Origin of the sequence: Celerinatantimonas marina (assembly GCF_046054165.1) — a bacterium.
In the GTDB taxonomy this organism is placed as follows: domain Bacteria; phylum Pseudomonadota; class Gammaproteobacteria; order Enterobacterales; family Celerinatantimonadaceae; genus Celerinatantimonas.
Genome location: NZ_JBFNXK010000002.1, coordinates 245,495 through 264,535, shown reverse-complemented (window position 1 = coordinate 264,535; position 19,041 = coordinate 245,495). Strand labels below are relative to the sequence as shown.

Annotated in this window: 12 protein-coding genes; 6 read left to right on the top strand and 6 right to left on the bottom strand. The window is 49.2% G+C overall.

The window, feature by feature from the left end; genetic code table 11:
* The 5 genes from ABUE20_RS03570 to ABUE20_RS03550 are packed head-to-tail and all read left to right on the top strand — an operon-like array spanning position 1 to position 8,706.
* Positions 1–1,554, top strand: a complete 1,554-nt coding sequence (locus ABUE20_RS03570; RefSeq protein ID WP_408618464.1) for a sigma-54 interaction domain-containing protein — start codon at positions 1–3, stop codon at positions 1,552–1,554.
* The gene (vasI, locus tag ABUE20_RS03565) at positions 1,554–2,258 is read left to right on the top strand and encodes a type VI secretion system-associated protein VasI (RefSeq protein ID WP_408618463.1); all 705 of its coding nucleotides are present in this window, start codon (positions 1,554–1,556) and stop codon (positions 2,256–2,258) included. The genes ABUE20_RS03570 and vasI overlap by 1 nt, the downstream gene beginning before the upstream one ends.
* Before the next feature lie 6 nt (positions 2,259–2,264).
* On the top strand, positions 2,265–3,689 hold the full coding sequence (tssA, locus tag ABUE20_RS03560; RefSeq protein ID WP_408618525.1) for a type VI secretion system protein TssA: 1,425 nt from the start codon (positions 2,265–2,267) through the stop codon (positions 3,687–3,689).
* 17 nt (positions 3,690–3,706) lie between these two features.
* Positions 3,707–7,360 carry a type VI secretion system membrane subunit TssM gene (gene tssM / locus ABUE20_RS03555; RefSeq protein ID WP_498038920.1) on the top strand — a complete coding sequence of 1,218 codons (3,654 nt, stop codon included), beginning with the start codon at positions 3,707–3,709 and terminating at the stop codon, positions 7,358–7,360.
* A 59-nt stretch (positions 7,361–7,419) separates the two neighbouring features.
* The gene (locus tag ABUE20_RS03550; protein WP_408618462.1) at positions 7,420–8,706 is read left to right on the top strand and encodes a type VI secretion system ImpA family N-terminal domain-containing protein; all 1,287 of its coding nucleotides are present in this window, start codon (positions 7,420–7,422) and stop codon (positions 8,704–8,706) included.
* A 359-nt stretch (positions 8,707–9,065) separates the two neighbouring features.
* On the opposite strand, the gene ABUE20_RS03545 is transcribed toward ABUE20_RS03550, so the two are convergent.
* The 5 genes from ABUE20_RS03545 to ABUE20_RS03525 form a co-directional block, all read right to left on the bottom strand.
* Positions 9,066–12,179: an efflux RND transporter permease subunit gene (locus tag ABUE20_RS03545; RefSeq protein ID WP_408618461.1), complete on the bottom strand. Its 3,114-nt coding sequence runs from the start codon at positions 12,177–12,179 to the stop codon at positions 9,066–9,068.
* A complete protein-coding gene (locus tag ABUE20_RS03540; RefSeq protein ID WP_408618460.1) occupies positions 12,172–13,680 on the bottom strand; it encodes an efflux RND transporter periplasmic adaptor subunit in 1,509 nt (502 codons plus the stop codon). Before ABUE20_RS03540 ends, ABUE20_RS03545 begins: the two co-directional genes overlap by 8 nt.
* Before the next feature lies 1 nt (position 13,681).
* The gene (locus ABUE20_RS03535; protein ID WP_408618459.1) at positions 13,682–14,980 is read right to left on the bottom strand and encodes a TolC family protein; all 1,299 of its coding nucleotides are present in this window, start codon (positions 14,978–14,980) and stop codon (positions 13,682–13,684) included.
* 75 nt (positions 14,981–15,055) lie between these two features.
* Positions 15,056–15,463 carry a hypothetical protein gene (locus ABUE20_RS03530; RefSeq protein ID WP_408618458.1) on the bottom strand — a complete coding sequence of 136 codons (408 nt, stop codon included), beginning with the start codon at positions 15,461–15,463 and terminating at the stop codon, positions 15,056–15,058.
* Between the two features lie 122 nt (positions 15,464–15,585).
* Entirely contained in the window at positions 15,586–16,101 is a 516-nt protein-coding gene (locus ABUE20_RS03525; RefSeq protein ID WP_408618457.1) for a lipocalin family protein, read from the bottom strand.
* A 182-nt stretch (positions 16,102–16,283) separates the two neighbouring features.
* On the opposite strand from ABUE20_RS03525, the gene ABUE20_RS03520 reads away from it, so the two are divergent.
* Positions 16,284–17,447 carry a pyridoxal phosphate-dependent aminotransferase gene (locus ABUE20_RS03520; protein WP_408618456.1) on the top strand — a complete coding sequence of 388 codons (1,164 nt, stop codon included), beginning with the start codon at positions 16,284–16,286 and terminating at the stop codon, positions 17,445–17,447.
* Here the strand turns inward: ABUE20_RS03520 and ABUE20_RS03515 are convergent.
* Complete coding sequence (locus ABUE20_RS03515; protein ID WP_408618455.1) at positions 17,436–18,638, bottom strand: MFS transporter; 1,203 nt, start codon at positions 18,636–18,638, stop codon at positions 17,436–17,438. The two genes, ABUE20_RS03520 and ABUE20_RS03515, sit on opposite strands and share 12 nt — an antisense overlap.
* Positions 18,639–19,041: the final 403 nt, after the last annotated feature.

The window sequence follows — 19,041 nt, the reverse complement described above, 5'->3', positions numbered from 1 at the left end:
ATGACCAGTTGGCTAGAGTATGCGGCGCAGATGCTGGCTTTCCGGGATGATACTTCATTGGTGAAACACTATCTGCATGCGTTAACCGAATTACTGTCGATTGCAGAAAGTCATCTAGTGGCTCCGTGTGTCGATGGGCGTCAGTTGCAGGTGGTGGGTTCGCATCCGTCGTTAAGCTGGGAAGTTGATAACTTTGAGCATCCGTTTGCCCATATTCTGCAGCATCGACAGCCGATGTTATTGGGGACGGATAAGTTGCCCTATTGGCTGGGGGATAGTGCGTTTGCTGAACTGACGGCTGTGCGCCGAAGCGGTGATGGGGTGTTGCTCTGTCCACTCCCTGGAAATGGGGGGCAGATCCGCGCTTTTGTGGTCTTTATCGGTCAGGAAACCATCTTGAGTGAACTGCTATTACAATCGGCTTGGCGTCAGTTTAGTCATATTTTTATGCATCAGTGGCTGCTCTTGACGGAACTGACTCAGCAACATAGTCAACATGATGTGTTGCGAGCTTCACTGTCTCGGATGCAGGAAGAGCGGCAGCGGGATCAACTCTCATTCCAGCTGTCCCATTTTTTAATTGGGCAGAGTCAACCGATGCAGCGTTTACACCAACAGACCATTAAGGCGGCTCAATCGGCCCTTTCGGTGTTGATCCAAGGTGAAACCGGTACTGGGAAAGAGCTGGTTGCCCGAGCAGTGCATCAGTTATCGGATCGTGCCCAACACTCTTTTATTGCGATTAACTGTGCGGCTATTCCGGATTCACTGTTGGAAAGTGAGCTATTTGGTTATGAGAAGGGCGCGTTTTCAGGCGCTTCGACGGCGAAGAAAGGACTGCTTCAACAGGCCGATGGGGGCACGTTGTTTTTAGATGAAATCGGGGATATGCCGTTGACACTGCAAGCTAAATTATTACGGGTTTTAGAAACACGGCAGTTTCGTCCGATTGGTGGTAGCCGTGAAGTCAGTTCTAATTTTCGATTGGTCGCGGCGACCCATGTTGCCCTTGCGGATCAGGTTAAAAGTAAAAAGTTCCGACAAGATCTGTATTATCGGTTATGCCAATATCCGCTGGCGTTACCTCCGTTAAGAGAACGTCTGGCGGATTTAAAGCTACTCGCTGAACACTTTGTCGATCAGTTTAATCAGCAGCAACAGCGGCAGGTTCGAGGGATCCATTACAGTGTTCTGGATCGGTTGCAATCGTACACTTTCCCGGGAAACGTTCGGGAACTTCGACACCTGATCGAATATGGCTGTGCCCAAGCTAATGACGATGAAGAATTGCAACTGCCGCATTTGGGGCCGCGCTTGGAAATGCTCATCAATGAACCCTCCCTACAGGCGGAGGCACCGGAATCCATCCCCCAAAATTCAGCTGCTTGTGCGCAGGTCCATGACTTGAAATTAGCGGTGCGTTGTTATGAAACTCGGATTATCCGTACTCGTCTGGAGCAATTTAACGGGGATCGGGCCAAAGCGGCCGAGAGTTTAGGTCTGCCGAAACGAACCTTAGCGCACAAATGTCAGAAACTGGAGATCGATCACTAATGCAATTGAAATACGCGGCCAGCGGGTGGCTGTTGATCACTCTTGGGGGATTACTGGGGTATCCGTTACAGACCCGAGCCGCTGGCCCTGAGACGCTAGCCCCTTCGGAACAAGTGGTGAGTGCCAAGCGGTGTACCCAGATCCCGGAGCGATTGAAACGGCTGCAATGCTTTGACCACATTTTTGCTACGCCAGTTCGCCCATCACAAAGTGCTGCGGTGTCGCAGGATGTCCCGCTTATTTGGCAGCGGGCCGTGGATAGTGAACAGCAGGCTGCGGCTTCGAGTGGTTTTCACTTAAGCATGCTCAATTCATCCCGACCTGAGCAAGGCATTTGGTTAACCACAACCGCTCGACACACACCGTCGCAACATGCTACTACGCCGGCATCCCCGATCTTAATGCTGAGTTGCATGGATAAGATTAGTCGGGTTGCTCTGATTTTACCGCAGCCGATTGCGCCGGGGCGGGTATCGATCTCAGTATTGGGAACGACCACCGATACCCAGCGCTGGCTCAATGATGACTCAGGATTGGTGTTAGAAGCTGGACGGGGATTGCTGGCGATTCGCCTGATGAAAGTGATGACGCACAGTTCATCATTGCTGTTGCGATCGAATCAGCCTCAGATCGATGGTTTAACGTTTGATACTCAGGGGCTGAATGATTCGATTCAGGTCCTCCGGCAAGCCTGTGATTGGTAACTGATGATGAAGATTTCTGAATACCGGGCACGGGTGGCCCAGCCGATAGCTGGTGAACAGGCGGTTGGAGAACGGCTGCGAGAAGATCCACTGCTGGATTTTATTGAATCCCAGATGATCAAAGTCGGCTCGTTATCACATGCTGAAGTGCAGTGGCATGAGGTTGAATCCAGTGCTCTTAAATTGTTAAGTGAACGGACTAAAGATCTCAAAATTCTGACGATTTTATTGCAGTGCTTACAAAATCAAGCCACTGCCGAACGCTATATCGCATCGGTTTTAATTTGCGCCGATTTTATCCGGGAATACTGGGAGAGCTGTTTTCCGGCTCCGGGCAAACGCGGGGCATTGCCTCGGCGTAAATTTTTCTCGCAAATCGTCCAGCGGAGTCGTCAGTCGGCGGAAAAACTGGAGATAGCCACTTTCGATTTTGAGCAAAAACAAGAGCTTCAAGCGGCTGTTGAAGAATGGTTGGTTGTGGTCCAAGAGGCCGGATTACCTGATGAAGATTTAGTGGCTTTAGTGGCTCTGATCCAGCGAAAAACGACGGTTGAAGCGATTGCGGCGGAAGTCACTACGACTCCCGAGTCTTTGCCTGCTTCGAAGAGTGCTCCGGAGCGAGCGGTGACTACCGCTACAACGGCGAGTTTGCATATCGATGGCAGCAGTGAACGGGCGACTAAACAGGCGCTGCTGAAAGTCGCTGATTTTCTGAGTGAAATGGGGAATAGCGTCGCCGATTTACAAGGGCTGCGATTGCGGCGATTTGCTATTTGGTTTTCGATTACTTCTTTACCTGATGCGAATGGTCAAGGTGAAACCCAGTTGATGCCGGTGTCAGGCGATCGCGTCCGTGAGTATGAAGAGCAATGGCAGCGAGGTGCTGATTTAGCACTGTGGCGTAAAGTTGAGCAGAGCCTCACTGTCGCTCCATACTGGTTGGATGGTCATTATCTGAGTGCGCAAATTGCCGAGCAATTGGGTGAGCCGGGATGGGCCGCCGCCATTATGCAGGAGGTTGTCCAATTTACTGAACGGCTGCCCCAATTGACCCGCTATTGTTTTAAAGGCGGAGCGCCTTTTATGAGCGAAGCCACGCAGAGTTGGTTGGCACAGGCTCAGCAGCAAAGTGGTCAATCCACACAGTCTCCGGGAAGTTGGGATGAAAAACGCCGGGAGTCAATGCAGTTAGCTCATGAAGGCGGTGTCTCAGTGGCGCTGGCCATGCTCAATGATGGCCTCAATACCGCTAAAGAACCTCGCGAGCGCTGTTATTGGCAAATGCTGGGTGCCGATGTGATGCGGGAGCATCAATTAGGCGCGATGGCAGGCCAAACCTATCATGCTTTATACCAACAATTTAGCGAGATGAAGGTCGCCGATTGGGAACCTTCACTGATCCAGTATTTAGCACAGCAACAAGCCGATTAACGCAGGAACGATATTGTATGTTTCGATACTTAAAACTTTTTTTTAAACAATTAGCCAAGCCGTTGCTGGCGGCATTCCAATCGGCGATGCCTCTGTTGGTTGCGGCCATTTTTATTCTGGTGCATGTGGCGATCTGGTGGGCTGGTCCGTGGCTAAGTTATCATGGTTCACATCCGCTTTCGTCGGTGTTATCCCGGAGTTTGGCCAGTGCGTTATGGACACTGTTGCTGTTGGGATGGTGGGGATTTTTGCAGTGGCGCAGATTGCATGACATGCAAGAAGAGCAGAGCCATCAGGTGCAGCTACAGGCCGATCCGATCCAGCGTTATGAAGAGCGGCAGCGCTTCGAACTGGATCAGGTGATGCAAAATATGCAGCACAGCCTGAATCGGCGCAATTATCTGTATGCCTTACCTTGGTATCTGGTGTTAGGACTGGAAAAAGCCGGGAAAACCAGCCTGATCAATCGTTCCGGTCAGAATTTTGTATTTTCAAATGTGATGCGAGCTTCCGGGCGTAAAAGTGAAAACCCCTATTCCTTTGACTGGTGGATTGGTGATGATTCGGTCCTGATCGACCCGGATGGTGAACTGCTGACCCAGCGGCATAACGAGGCCGAGAATGATGGTGAGCTGGAGCGGCGGTTATGGTTGAACTTTATTCAATGGTTAGAACAAACCCGCAGTCGCCGCCCCTTAAACGGCGTGGTGTTGGCACTGGATATCTCACATTTGGCAACGGCATCGGTTTCGGAGCGACGCGCTTATGCCAGCCTGATCCGAGCCCGGCTGCGGGAATTGATGGAAAATCTGGCGACTCGAATGCCGGTGTATGTCACGCTGACCAAATTGGATCTGTTGTATGGATTTGAGCCGTTTTTTCAGGAATATACCAAAGAGCAGCGTGACGAAGTGCTTGGTTTTACCTTTACGTTGGATTCGGTCGAAAATTTTGATCGCTGGCTCGAAGAATTTTCGAGTGCCTATCAGCAATTTATTGAACGGCTGAATCGGCTGTTACCTAAAGCGTTGCAGCATGCTGAAGATGCGGCTGAGCGTACCGCTATCTATAGTTTTACCCGGCAGTTGGCCGGTCTATTTGATGTGTTGAGCCAGTTTTTTCAGGATGCGCTGGCCAGCGATCAGTTTTCAACTTCAGCCTTAGTGCGTGGGGTGTATTTTACCTCCGTTTATCAGCAGGGGGTTCCGACCGATGCCTTTGTGGATGCCGCGGCTCGCCGTTATGGACTGGGCGAAACCATTAATAGCGCTCAGGATGCGGATAACTCGACGACTTTCTTTACTCGGCAACTGTTTGAGCGGATTGTTTATCCGGAAGCGGGGCTTGCATCGGATAATTTCCGGGCCGCTAAGCATAAGCGGAAGTTGATGACACTTTCGACGCTGACCTGCGTGATTGCGTCGGTGTTACTCGTCGGTGGTTGGCAGCGTTATTATCTGAAAAATAGTCATCAGGCCGACGAAGTGCTAAATCAGGTCGCTGTGTATAAACAGCAATATGCTGGGATAGACTGGCAGGGACAAAATGAACAATCGTTGCTGGCACCGCTGAATATGCTGCGTGATGCGACACTCGCCTTCGGTTTTTATCGGGAGCGGACTCCTGTGCTGGCGGATATGGGGTTGTATCAGGGGGCCACAATTGGTCCGAAAGTCGAAACCAGTTATCTTGGCGCGCTGAAAGGACAGTATTTACCGGTATTGATGCGACAGGTGATCGCGGATTTAACCCGGGCGACTGATGATGAACAGCGGCTGAGTTTGCTGCGGGTCTACCGGATGATGACCGATCAAAGTGGTCGGCGTAAAAGTTATGTTGAAAACTATTTCTCAAAAGTTTGGCAAACAGAGTATCCCGGACAGCCCCAGACGCAGCAGATGCTGATGAGCCATCTGGATTATGCAATGGAGCATACCAATCTGGAAGATGACCGTAGTCGGGGGATCCGTCAAGCTCAGTTGGCTATGCAGCCTTATGCCTCTCTGATTGAGAAAACACAGCAGCAATTGAGCCAAATTCCGGTTGCCGAACGGGTGTATCGAAATCTCAAACAAAGTGCTGAATTAGTGTTGGGAGCACCGCTGGATCTGCCGAAAGCGATTGGGCCGGTATTTAATATCGTGTTTGCGCAAGGGGCTCCAGCAACGCCCGTTATATCGACTGCGACCTCCACGAAGCATACTCCGGGAACAGAAAGTATTACGACGCCATCTACGCAGACTAATACCCCCAATCGCGACGATCTGCTGATCCCGCAGTTGTTTACTCAGAAAGGTTTTAATGACTATTTTCTGCCACAGCTCTCGTCGGTCTCCGGGTTAGCATTGATCGATAGTTGGGTTTTGGGCGAGCGCCAGAATTCTCAGTATAGCGAAGCGGATAAAGATGTACTTAGAGAGCGAATTCGTGATTTCTATATTGCTGATTACACCAACTACTGGCGCAATGCACTAGGCCATGTGGATATCAAATACTTCACTAATATGGATGATGCGATTAATGTGCTGGATCATGTTTCGGGGAGTATGCAGCCGCTGAGTCGTCTACTACAAAGCGTGCAACATAATACCCAGCTGTTCCCGAATCTGCCTAAAGATGATTCAGCACGGATGGCGCTATTGCAGTCGCATAAATATGCGGTGGCGGCGCGGATAGCCGAACCGTTCAATAAGCTTAATGCGCTGCTGTTAAAATCGGGTGATCAGCCAGCTTATATGAATGAAGTGGTCGATGCTGTCAATCAGTTAGATGAATACCTGAAAGCGATACAAAGTGCTCCCAATATGGGGAAAGCCGCGTTGGATGCAACTAAAGCCCGGCTGACTTTAGAAAACAGTGACCCGATTTATACGGTACAGCGCATAGCTTCCAATCTGCCGTCACCGATGAAACAGCTGGTGGATAAACTAGCCGATGAAAGCTGGTTTGTACTCAAGCAGGAAGCGATCCGTTACTTGCAGGATCGTTGGCAGCAGGATGTTTACACCCCATATCAGCAGAAACTAGCGTCTCGTTATCCGTTTGATCCACGTGCCAGAAAAGATGTATCGCTGAAAGATTTCGAAGACTTCTTTGCTCCGGATGGGACACTGAGCCAGTTCTATGATCATCAACTGAAAATGTTCTTTGATGAAAACGTCGTACTGACGGATTCTTCCGGGAAACATCAGCAACTGATTAACGCTCAGATCCTGCAACAAATCCATAATGCCGAGAAAATTCAGCATGCCTTCTTTAATCGTAAAGGGGTACTGGATGTGGAATTCTCACTGGAACCCTTGGGACTCAGTGGTAATAAAATTCGCAGTATCATCAATATTGATGGCCAGTATGTGGAATACAGTCACGGCGCTCAGAGTAGTGTGGAACTGGTATGGCCGAATAGCCTACGAGATGCCGCAATGACCAAGTTGACGCTGGTGCCGACGGCTGCGAATGTTTCGCCACGAAGCATTACTATTCAAGGGCCTTGGTCATTCTTCCGCCTGCTACGACAGGGGCGGATTGTTGGTGCGAGTTCTACGAGCGTGGATTATCAATTCAATATCGACAAAGGCCAGATGGTGTACCGGTTAACCTCAGAGGTCGACGGTAATCCATTTACTGATGCGTTGTTTAAATCATTCCGATTACCTCAGCATTTATATTAAGCATGCGTTAAGCACTAAGGCCCGGAGTGATACTGCGGGCTTTTTATGGAAAAAGTACAGTGAGCCAGTTGTTTTATAGTGAAGGTCGGCCATTCATTCTAGTTGATGATGAGCGGCAGCTTCGAGAATCGGAGCGGTATCAGCAGATCCGGCAAGCGATCAATCAACGTTTTAATCCATTGTCCGGTGGGATCCAGTGGCAACAGGTCTATGACGATTGTGTGACAATCGCACTGAGTGAAGGGGTTGATCTATTGGTGGCCTGCTACTTTACGGTGGCTGGTACGAAATTGACTGGACTTCCCGGTTTGGCGAGCGGATTAGAGCTGCAACTTGCGGTGTTGGATAAATTTAATCAACACTCCGTTTTCCCTCCTGAGCGTCGCCGAGAATTACTGCAGTGGCAGCTGGCACGGCTGACACAGGATCTGAAACGGTTGACTCCCGCTTTGGAGCAGTTGCGGGATATGTATCGCTGTGAACGAGCCTGCCAACAGTTGGATGAACGGTTAAAACAGCTGCAGTCGGAGCAATCTGTCGAGTTAGAAGCGTTGGGCTATCTGATTTTTGAGCAGATTGATCGTCTAGAAAATGGCTTTAAACAGGCTCCATTGCCATCAAAACCGACGATTAGTCCTGCATTACGAGTGCGTTGGAGCTTGTTAGGGATTGTGATCGGTGTTTTGCTGATGGTTCCTTGGGCCCGATTCGGAAGCGATCAGGATGTGAATCCACTCCTCGCCAGTGTGACTCAGTCTACCGTGCAGCCGCAGATTTTGAGTTTAAATCAAGGACGGGCGCTTCGGGCCCAATTTAGTGATCAACAGCTACATGCACATCAGCGTTATTTACAGGTGTTATATCAGCAGCGCTCTGAACAACTCTTGAAACAACCCTTTTATGCTCAGCAACAGCAAGCACTGGCGCTGGCTGATACATTAGTTCGAATTTACCCTAATGATCAGCCGATTAAACAGTTTGTGGATGAGGTTCAGAATCGCTCTCGGCAGTGGCAATCCCTGTATCAGGAACAGTTCACCCGCTTTAGCAGTATTCGCAGCCGCTTTGCCAATTTAGAACAGGCGATCTCCCGGCATCAGTTCAGTCAGGCTCAGCATTTAGCCTCACAGCTCAGCGATTATGTTCAGAGTTTATCGCCGGTATATGGACGATTGCAGTACATTCGGGATCTATTAACCAAACAGCATTATGAACAGGCTCAGCAGCAACTGGATGAACTGAACCAGCGCATGAATGCCATTGCATTTCAGACGATAACGCTCGACCAGCAGTTACGTCAGCAACGTCCAAAGCTGCTAACGAAGGTTGCTAAGGATCCGCAGTAAATCACGGGTTAATATTAAAAAATATAAAAAGATCAATTTATTATGTGATTAATGTGGATTAACAATAATCGTTGTTTAGTCATTGCCGGTATTCCATACATGGTATAAATAAAGAGGAATATTGCCATATCGGTTTTGTCGGTCTTCTTGATACCGAAGCTGCGACGAGCCGGTGGAGCGAGTTATCTGATTTTCCAGAATCGATTCATAATGAGAATAACAGGGATGTGGCGTTATGACTGGATCTGAAGCGTGTTAAACATGCGCTATGCATGTAACCCTATCCATAGGTCGTTTGGTGTTTATCATGATTTTGGTAAAACAGCCGCTTGCTGAAGCGGCTGTTTGGTCTTCCTGTTTTATTTTTGCTGAATATCCCGGCAGTGCCAGAGGTAATAAACCACCGGTAGTACCAGTAGCGTCAATACTACGGCTGAAAGCATGCCACCCACCATGGGGGTGGCGATGCGACTCATGACTTCCGAGCCGGTACCTGATCCTAGTAAAATTGGGAGTAATCCGGCAATGACGGCACAAACCGTCATCATGACCGGGCGAACCCGTAGCCCAGCGCCATCAATGACGGCTTGTTGTAGTCGTTGTTGCGTTAGTGGCTCGCCACTTTCTTTATAGCGTTGATAGGACTGATTTAAGTACACTAACATAATGACCCCAATTTCGACCGCCACCCCGGCGAGTGCGATAAAACCCACTCCCACGGCGACCGAAAAGTGATAATCAAGCAGGTACATCAGCCAGATCCCACCGACCACGGCTACTGGGAGTGTCAACATAATCATCAACACCTCACTGATGCGTCTGAAGTTAAGGTACAGCAGTAACATGATAATGACCACAGTGAGTGGAACTACATATTGCAGGCGGGCTTTCGCACGTTGCATATATTCATATTGACCTGACCAGCTTAGCGAATAACCTGGCGGCAATTTGAGCTGCTGTTCTACTTTGGCTTTAGCGGTTGCGACATAATGACCAATATCGACCTGATCGATATCGATGTAGGTCCAGCCATTACGCCTTGCGTTTTCACTTTTAATCCCCGCAGGACCCGCAGCGACTTTAATCGTAGCCACATCACCTAAGGTAATGGTTTGTTTACTGGGGGTCACTAGTGGCAATCTGGCGAGCTGTTCGGGGCTATTACGATAACTCTGTGGATAACGCACGTTGACCGGATATCGCTCCACGCCTTCAACGGTAGTCGTAACATTTTGCCCACCGACCGCAGTAGCCACAATCTGTTGTACATCCGCCATGTTGAGTCCGTAACGGGCGGCTTTAATCCGATCGATATCGACATCCAGATAGCGGCCTCCCACCACGCGTTCAGAATAGACCGAAGCGGTTCCCGGAATCGGTTTGATAATAGCTTCGAGCTGTTTGCCGAGTTTTTGGATAGTCGCTAGATCAGGCCCCGATATTTTGACTCCCACCGGGGTTTTGATCCCGGTGGCGAGCATATCGATTCGGGCCGAAATCGGCATCACCCAAGCATTGGTGACCCCAGGGAAATGGATCCGCTGGTTCAGTTCCTGTTTGAGTTTGTCGAGCGTCATTCCCGGACGCCACTGTTTGCGTGGTTTGAGGTGAATAAATGATTCAATCATCGTTAGAGGAGCCGGATCGGTGGCGGTATCGGCTCGGCCGACTTTACCAAACACCGAAACAACTTCCGGTACCGATTTAATTAATTTGTCGGTTTGCTGTAATAGTTGCCGTGCTTTACCAATCGAGATCCCTGGATAGGTCGTCGGCATATACATCAGGTCGCCTTCATCCAGAGGGGGCATAAATTCGCTGCCTAATTTAGAGACTGGCCAAAAGCCGATGATGGTGATGGCCAGCGCACATACCAACGTGGTTTTAGGCCATGTTAAAACTAGTTTAATGGCGGGAATATAGGCTCCAACTAAGATCTTGTTGATGGGGTTGTGATGTTCCGGCCGAATTTTACCGCGAATAAAATAACCCATCAGCACGGGGATCAATGTGATGGCCAGTGCCGCGGATGCGGCCATCGAGTAAGTTTTGGTGAAGGCAAGCGGGGAGAACATGCGTCCTTCTTGCGCTTCTAGCGTGAATACCGGCAGAAAACTGACGGTAATAATCAGTAAACTAAAAAATAGAGCCGGGCCGACTTCACTGGCTGATTTGGCAACAATTTGCCAGCGATTTTCGGCAGTGAGCGGTGTTTGCTCAATGTGTTTATGTAGATTTTCGATCATGACGATCGCACCATCAATCATGGCTCCAATCGCAATGGCGATCCCACCCAGCGACATGATATTGGCGTTAATGCCCTGTAGGTTCATCACGACAAATGCAGTGAGAATACCTACCGGTAAGCTCACAATCGCCACCAGTGACGAGCGTAAGTGGAACAAAAACAGGGCACAGACGACCGCTACGACGATGAACTCTTCAAACAGTTTGTGCCAAAGATTATCCACGGCACGATCAATCAACCCGGAGCGGTCATACACGGTTTTGAGTTCGACGCCATCTGGAAGACTGTGCTTAAGTTCCGCTAGTTTGGCTTTCACACCGCTGATGGTGGCCTGTGCATTTTCGCCAAAGCGCATAATGACCACGCCTCCGACAGCTTCACCCTGACCGTTGAGTTCAGCGACACCTCGTCTTGCCTGTGGGCCTACTTGAATATCGGCGACATCTTTGAGTAATACCGGCGTTCCACTTGGGGAGCTGGCGAGCGGAATATCACGTAGATCTTGGAGTTTTTGTAAATAGCCGTTAGTCCGCACCATGTATTCGGCCTCAGACATCTCAACGACCGAAGCACCTACTTCTTGGTTACTTTTACGGATCGCTTCGTTGACCTGTTTCAAACGTAGATGATAGGCCCGTAGCTTATCCGGATCGACTTTAACCTGATACTGACGCACCATGCCACCCACGGTTGCCACTTCAGAAACACCGGGAACGGTTTGTAGTTCATATTTTAAGAACCAGTCTTGGAGTGAGCGCAATTGTGCTAAATCATGATGGCCGCTTTTATCAACTAATGCATAAAGGTAGATCCAACCCACGCCGGTTGCATCGGGTCCCAACTGCGGACGCGCCCCGGCAGGAAGTTGAGGTGCCACTTGACTGAGATATTCCAGTACTCGGCTACGCGCCCAATATAAATCAGTTTTATCATCAAAGATGATGTAAACGTATGAATCGCCAAAAAATGAGAAACCACGTACGGTCCGGGCACCGGGAACCGACAACATCGCCGTAGTCAGCGGATAAGTGACCTGATCTTCGACGACCTGCGGTGCCTGACCGGCATAATGCGTTTTGACAATCACCTGAACATCGGACAGATCGGGAATCGCATCGACCGGTGTTTTTTGCAGCGACCAGATACCTACGCCTATCAGAATGGCCGTAGCGATTAAGACTAATACCCGGTTATGGATCGACCATTGGATAATCGATTTAATCATGCTGACCTCCGTGGTTCATCTGCATATGCTCCATCGCGTGAGCTGTTTCTGAAGCCTGCTGAGTGGCAGTTGAATGAGAACTTAGGTCTGATGACATTGGATGTACTGGATGGGGCTGTTCGTCAGACATAATCATCTGGTGGGGGGCTGATGAATGAGTGGCGGCCGGTTCCACCGCATGAGCAGCTTGATTCATGTTATCCATGTTGGATCGGGATGCCGGATGTGCTGTGTGAGACGAATGATCGGTCGGCATATCCATCCCATTCATGGTGTCCATTTGGGGAGCGACTGCCGATGAAGGGGGGCTCATTCGGGCCAGATCCGAGTCAATACTGGATTCGGAATCAATTAAGAACTGAGCTGAAGTCACGATCTGGTCGCCATCTTGTAGACCTTTCAGGATCTCAATGGCGTGATCGTTGACGCGACCAATTTCGACAGCTACAGATTTAAAATGGCCTTTCCCATCGGTCATTACGACGCGGTTTTCGGCTCCGGTTCGGATCACGGCTTCTTGTGGAACCTGTAGCACGGCAGCGGTGTGCGTATCATGAATGATGACGTGGGCATACATGTTGGGTTTAAGGGCCCTGTCACGATTGTCAATGACGACTCGAACATGGATGGTTCGTCGACTGGGATCAACTTCCGGGTAGATGTAGTCTACTTTACCAAGCCATTGTCGGCCGGGGAGGGCCGAGACTGTAATCTCAACGGGGGCGCCTAGTTGGACTGCGGCCGCATCTTCGGCAAACACTTCTGCATTGAGCCAAAGTTTGGAGAGATCCGCGATACTAAATAGCATTTTCCCAGGTTTGACGAAGTCTCCATCCTGAGCGGTGATCTGATGCATGATGCCGGAGGCGGGGGCATAAAGAGTGATCGACCGCAGTACTTTGCGTTGTTTTTTCAAAGTTCGAATCGTGGCATCGGGAACCTGCAGAGCTTGCAGGCGCAGTTCGCTGGCTTGGATCATACTTTGATCGCCCCGGCGTAAGGCCACTAACAATTCACGTTGCGCATTGACCAAATCGGGTGAATAGAGCGTATAAAGAGGTTGGCCTTGTGTGATCGGATCGCCTACGGATTGAACGAATTGTTTTTCAATCCAACCGGAAACTCGCGGTGTGACATTGACTTGTTGATAGGGATCGATCTGAAAAATCCCAAGGGTCGCAATCGTATTTTCCCACGGTTGCCGAGTGACCTTGCCAAGACGGATCCCCAGATTATTTTCTACGGAGGATGAGATGGTCACGTTACCTGCGTCATTGGTCGTTGGTGAGTTGTCATCGGCATACACCGGAACTAAATCCATCCCCATAGGTGATTTACCGGGTTTGTCACTGTGATAGCTTGGGTTCATTGGGGCAACCCAATAGAGAGGTTTGCGTTCCGTATTGTTGGCTTGTTTGTTTTGGGTAAACCCGCGGTAAGCGCTCACGCCAATGAGAATGCCGATGATAAGCGTGATGCCCATGATGATAAAACGACGCATATTAATGTTCTCCTTGAGTGGCAAGACCGGCTAACAGATAAGCCAAATCGGCCCGGGTTTGTTGCTGGGCAGCGTGAATAGATAAAGCCTGTAATTGAGCATCGAGTTCGGCAATATAGGCTTGCATGACATCGGCAAAATCATCGACATCCGCGGTATAGGCGTTAAGCGACGCCTGTGATTGTTGATGAAATTGCGCCAGTAATGTTTGTTGATAACGGTGGTCGCGTTCATCAAGCCGCTGCAGTTGCTGGCGGTCTCGTTGATAACGGGCTCGTAGGGCATTGATGATTAAATTGCGTCGAGCATTTTGGGCTGCGGCGTTATGTCGTGCGGCTGACAGCGTTTGATCTTGGCGATTGGCAGTAAAGAGCGGTACGGAAAATTGCACACCAACTGAGATTAAATCAGCCCGTTTGGCCCCCATGGTGCTGTCATCACGCCATCCGTAACCGGCATTGACGCCCCAAGCTGGATAGTATTTCTGTTTGGCAATATCGATCTGGGTTTGACTGGCTTTGAGCTTGGCATCAAAGGCCCGGACTTGTGGATGTGCGGCCAAAGCTGGAGCTAGTCGTTGCCAGTCGTTAACGGAGATATCTTGGATGAGCTTAATCATCGGCAATTGGGGGGCCATCGGCCCTGCAAGCATCTCGGCGGGGAGATATTGGCTGAGCTGTTGATGGGCAGTGTCATATTGCAACTGGAGTTGGGTGATTCGGTCATCCAGTCGAGTGAGCGCTAATTTGGCTTTGATCACATCTTGCTGGCGCGTTTTACCCGTGGCAGATTGATAACGACTTTCAGTGACATCGACTAATTGTTCAAAAATGGCCCGACGTTCCCCAATTAAAGCCATACTCTGTTGGGCTAACCAGGCTTGGAACCATAATTGACGAATTGTTAGTGTCAGGGTTGCATTGCGCAGCTCGCGCTCGAAGGGCATTCCTTGCGCTTGCTGCCGCAGCTTTTTTCGGGTCAGACTGAGGGTTTTCCCCTGTGGAAAACTCTGACTGATCCCGAGCTTCATCTGGGTCATCCCCTCTTGATGAAGCGATAAAGTATCAGAAGGCAAGTTGGCGGCCGATAGTGAAATGACCGGATCGGCAAACGTCCCTGCGGCAATGGCCTGATTTTCAAGAGCCTGTTGTTGGAGTCGATTAGCCGTGAGCCAATCATCTTGCCGAATCGCTTCGGTAGTCGCCTGAGATAATGTTAAATCATCAGTGGCTGGCAAGGTATCAGCCAGCACGGGTTGAGCCAGCCATAGGCTAGCGACGAGCAAATATAATTCTCGCATGAGCGAATTCCTAAAAAATAAGATCAGAAAACACGGACAGTTATGTCAGTTGATGAATCTGGAAAATCGTGTTGTTTAATGCCGCAGACGGGCGGTGGTGAGATAAAGTGGGGGATCGCCAATATGAGGTTGCTGTTTTAAAGGATGAGTATATTGGACGCGTTGGACTTGGGATAAAAAGAGCGGCAACAGGCTAATCCATACCCAGATAGCGAGATGGAGTTTGTTGGGAGACGATTGGAGTAGTGGTTCTTGACAAATATGAAGATGTTGTTGAATGGAATAGGCTGATTCAGGATGACAGTCACTTTGAGAGGACTGATCACTGTAGGCTTCTGGAGTCGATAGATGGATGGGGACGATCGCAGTCGTGATGCTTTGATGGATCAAACACCAACCTAAAAGACTCAAAATGATTAGCAATAACCATAAAGCGAGTCGCTTAGCGATTTTATGAGAAAAAAGCAAAGAAAGGCTTTGCATGAGAAATCGATGTACCACAAGTTATACCATCAACAGTACGGTAGTGTAGAGCTTCCACCCACAGGAAGCTCAATAGCTGAAGTTGATTTTTATCAAATAAATATCACTCTCATCCATAGGTTTTAAGGCTGCTGGACCCAGATTATTTTTTGAGTATCGAATCCGCGTTGTTTTGCTTGAGAGATAAAACGAGTTTTCAATCTCTCGGAGACTTGCGGCGTTCTGGCGAGTAGCCATAAATAGTCATGGCTTGGTCCGCTGACCATAGCGTATTGATAATCAGCTCCCAGAGAGAAGATCACATAAGCGCCGTAAAAAGGACCAAAAAATGAGACTTTCAGGTAACCCGTATTTGGATCCCGGACCCAAAAAGCTTTGCCTTGCGCTTGTTTCCATTGCTGCGTCTTTGGATTAAATCCCCGATTTAAAACGTTGAGTCCACCATCGTGACGTAACGAGTAATTCGCACTGACCTGTGTTAATCCGGCTTCGAAAGAGTGATCGAGGCGTGCAATCTCATACCATTTCCCAAGGTATCGATTTGCATCAAAAGGGGTCACCGGGGTGACGTGAGCGGGGATCCCGGTACAACCGGAGAGTGTTAACAGCAGTAACCAAAGAGCCGATTTGAATCGCATATGCCGGTACGCTTTTAATCTATTCATCTGTTCAGTTTATCAGGAGTTTGCTGATTATGGTTTTTGGCTGTCATTTATTCCTATTTGTTATTTAGCCATCTATATGGCTTGATTGCTAAACAAGTCGAGCGTGATATAGTGGTTTGAATATGTATAGATGACCAAATCAAGGAGTGTTCTTTATGTCGGGTCAGCGGTCGTTATCCTTAGATAGTAAATTGCCTTCGTTGGGAACCACCATTTTTACCCAAATGAGCGCGCTGGCGCAGCAATGTCAGGCGATTAATCTATCACAGGGATTCCCTGATTTTGATGGGCCGAGTTATCTGCAGCAGCGATTGGCTTATCATGTGAGCCAAGGCTCCAATCAGTATGCTCCGATGACTGGAGCGGTGGCGCTGCGTGAAGCGATTGCGGCTAAAACGGAGTCACTCTATGGCTATCTGCCGGATGTCGGCACTGATATCACGGTAACGGCGGGGGCGACTGAAGCCTTATATGCCGCAATTACGGCGATTGTTCGTCCGGGTGATGAGGTGATCTGTTTTGATCCCAGTTATGATAGTTATGCGCCAGCCGTTGAGTTAAGTGGCGGGATTCTAAAGCGTATCGCTCTGCAACCTCCGGAATTTAAGGTCGACTGGCAGGCGTTTAAAGCCTTACTCAGTGATAAAACGCGGCTGGTGATTTTGAATACGCCTCATAACCCGACCGCGACGGTTTGGAGCCATCGGGACTTTGATGCGTTAGCTCATGCGATTGCGGATTACCCGGTGTTTGTGTTGAGCGATGAAGTGTATGAGCATATCTGTTTTGCCCCAGAAGGGCATGCTAGTGTTCTGGCGCATTCGCGGCTACGTGAACGCAGTGTGGCCGTTTCTTCATTTGGCAAAACCTTTCATATGACAGGTTGGAAAGTGGGCTATTGTGTGGCACCGGAGGCGATTAGCCGCGAAATTCGTAAGGTCCATCAATATCTGACGTTTTCGGTAAATACGCCGGCGCAGTTGGCCATTGCGGATATGCTTAACGCGCAGCCTGAACATTATCAGGAACTCCCGGCGTTTTATCAGGCTAAACGAGATCGTTTTACTCAGGCCTTAAGTCGCAGTCGTCTAAAAGTTCAGCCATGCTCAGGCACTTATTTTTTACTGGCTGATTATAGCGATGTCTCTGACTTAGACGATGTCGCTTTTTGTCAGTGGCTTACTCGGGAAGTCGGCGTCGCCGCTATTCCGCTATCGGTCTTCTGTGATGGTGAATTTAACCATCGTTTGATCCGATTATGTTTTGCCAAACAAGAAGCGACGCTGGATGCTGCCGCAGAGCGATTGTTATCGCTCTGAGTGGATGGCGTGATGTTTCAGCAATGCATGGGCCCCGGCACTAAAGACAATCACACAGGCAATAATTGCCATCACCCCATATCCTGCTGTGATGTTGGCCAGTTTATAGGTTTCGGCATAATGACCGGCGAAGAGCGTCGGTCCTGCGGCGCCGACGTAAGAGGTCACATAGATCACTGAAAGTACATTGGCTCGATCATCGGGTTCTAGCCCTTGTACCATCGTTTGAATACCACCGGTTAACGTGGCCCCCATGGCAATACCGGTCAGTATGCCGGCAATCAAAAAGGCTGTCAGTGAGCCGACAAATAAAGAGCCAATCAGGCACCATAGAAAACCGGTGAATAACAACAGCCCCCATTGCTGGGTCTGTTCCGGTTTATAGTTCCCCACCAGTGAAGCTCCTAACGAACTGGGAGCCATTAGAGATGCGAAGGTCAGTGCGGCCACAATAGCACTGGATGAATGGAGTTGTTCTTGCGCGATGGCTGGGCCAAAGGCCTGAATAAAACCACCCACCGACCAGGTACTGATGAACGTACACGCGGCTAAGGGATAAGCTTTTCTCGCCGATGGGGGCAGACCAAACCGAGGTTTGAGTGAGGCTAGCGCTCCTGATTTTCGAGTCATGGTTTCCTGACTTTTACACAAGAGACCGATACAGATAGCCAGTAGTGCCAGCACAATATAAAACGGAAGCTGTCTTGGCATGGGGGCAAATTGTACTAATATGCCGGATCCGATCCCGCCAATGGTGAGCCCTGTCATCGGACCACAGCTGATGACTGCGGGCGCAATCCAAACCGGAACCGATTTAGAGCAATCGACGATCCATGCCGCCAGTGCGGTCGACGCTAAACCGGTTGCCAGCCCCTGAGAAAAACGACCAATCAGCAGTGGTGCGGCTGAGTCCACATGCAAAAACGAAATGGTTGCAATCGCGGCACAGATCAGCGAAAGCAGTGAAATGGATTGTCGGCCATAATAGTTGGAGAGCCGACCACAGATGAGCATAGAGAGTACGGCGCCGACAAAATAGACCACGGAGCTGAGTGATAGGTCAAGGTAGGTAATGCCATTTTGGGCTTGGTAAATCCCATACAGCGGGATAGGGGCACCCGCTGCAATAAAAATAGTCATCAGGGATAAGGATGCACTAAAAAATGTGAACTTATGGTTTTGAGTTGACAATGAAAGTCGCTCCGCGCTCATGTAAAAATGACCTCTGCAATGCATCCACTGGTTCGATCAGGATCATTAGCCTTACGGTTTAGTTTCGGACCGGTATCGCATGGGGAATATGGGATAACAACCCATTCAGGATAAATGAGTTGTTGATCTCGATATGGCTTATCGGCGAATGATGATTGATATCCGTAAAACAGGAATGCTTTTATTTTTTATGTTTAGCTAAATGTGACTAGTTGAACGATCAGACGCAGATTGCTTCCCTGTGCCAAATATGGTTGATTTGAACAAAATTTAATCATGAAGGTTCAGCCGCCTCTAGTATAAGAGTTTGTTGAAAATAGACAATATCAGCGGAAATTAATAGGTTATGAAATAATCTCACAAATACTTAATAATTTGATTT

Bases quoted from the DNA above. Each gene is read 5' to 3' on its own strand.
- ABUE20_RS03530 (WP_408618458.1), bottom strand. From the start codon at position 15,463: ATGCAAAGCCTTTCTTTGCTTTTTTCTCATAAAATCGCTAAGCGACTC.
- ABUE20_RS03525 (WP_408618457.1), bottom strand. From the start codon at position 16,101: ATGCGATTCAAATCGGCTCTTTGGTTACTGCTGTTAACACTCTCCGGT.
- ABUE20_RS03540 (WP_408618460.1), bottom strand. From the start codon at position 13,680: ATGCGTCGTTTTATCATCATGGGCATCACGCTTATCATCGGCATTCTC.
- ABUE20_RS03545 (WP_408618461.1), bottom strand. From the start codon at position 12,179: ATGATTAAATCGATTATCCAATGGTCGATCCATAACCGGGTATTAGTC.
- tssA (WP_408618525.1), top strand. From the start codon at position 2,265: ATGAAGATTTCTGAATACCGGGCACGGGTGGCCCAGCCGATAGCTGGT.
- ABUE20_RS03520 (WP_408618456.1), top strand. From the start codon at position 16,284: ATGTCGGGTCAGCGGTCGTTATCCTTAGATAGTAAATTGCCTTCGTTG.
- tssM (WP_498038920.1), top strand. From the start codon at position 3,707: ATGTTTCGATACTTAAAACTTTTTTTTAAACAATTAGCCAAGCCGTTG.
- ABUE20_RS03535 (WP_408618459.1), bottom strand. From the start codon at position 14,980: ATGCGAGAATTATATTTGCTCGTCGCTAGCCTATGGCTGGCTCAACCC.
- ABUE20_RS03570 (WP_408618464.1), top strand. From the start codon at position 1: ATGACCAGTTGGCTAGAGTATGCGGCGCAGATGCTGGCTTTCCGGGAT.
- vasI (WP_408618463.1), top strand. From the start codon at position 1,554: ATGCAATTGAAATACGCGGCCAGCGGGTGGCTGTTGATCACTCTTGGG.